Below are 347 nucleotides of genomic sequence, written 5' to 3'. Positions count from 1 at the left end.
ATGTCTGGACCAGCGAGCCCTTGTTCTATCCAGCCAAGCCACCTGCCCACTGGCTCATGGTCGCCGAGGTCTTCGGGCAAGTTCTGACTGTGCCGCTTGCGCCATCGCACACCGGTGACCCCAGCAAGTGCCGTCCCATCGGTTGCTACATCGCGGCCGACCACCTCGCCCGCCCCTACCGGGAGGACCGATGACGAATAGGAACATGACCCCCGAGCACGAGAACGCCTTTTACGCCGACCCGGACAATCAGGCGCCTCAAGGGCCACCGGTTCGCCGTCGGGCCAAGCTGAGCCAGCCTGTGCCGGTGAGGTTTCCAGAGGACCTTCTGAACGAAGTCCGAAGTC

1 protein-coding gene is annotated in these 347 nt (G+C 63.7%); it reads left to right on the top strand.

What is annotated here, in order from left to right; all coding sequences use genetic code 11:
* Positions 1-194: hypothetical protein (locus M3148_RS17585; protein ID WP_251305994.1), on the top strand; the 194-nt coding region annotated here is incomplete at its 5' end.
* Between the last annotated feature and the right edge of the window lie 153 nt (positions 195-347).

Origin of the sequence: Georgenia satyanarayanai (genome assembly GCF_023715365.1) — a bacterium.
GTDB lineage: Bacteria > Actinomycetota > Actinomycetes > Actinomycetales > Actinomycetaceae > Oceanitalea > Oceanitalea satyanarayanai_B.
The sequence above is the reverse complement of the archived record's forward strand: the minus strand, read 5'-3'. Positions and strand labels throughout refer to the sequence as shown.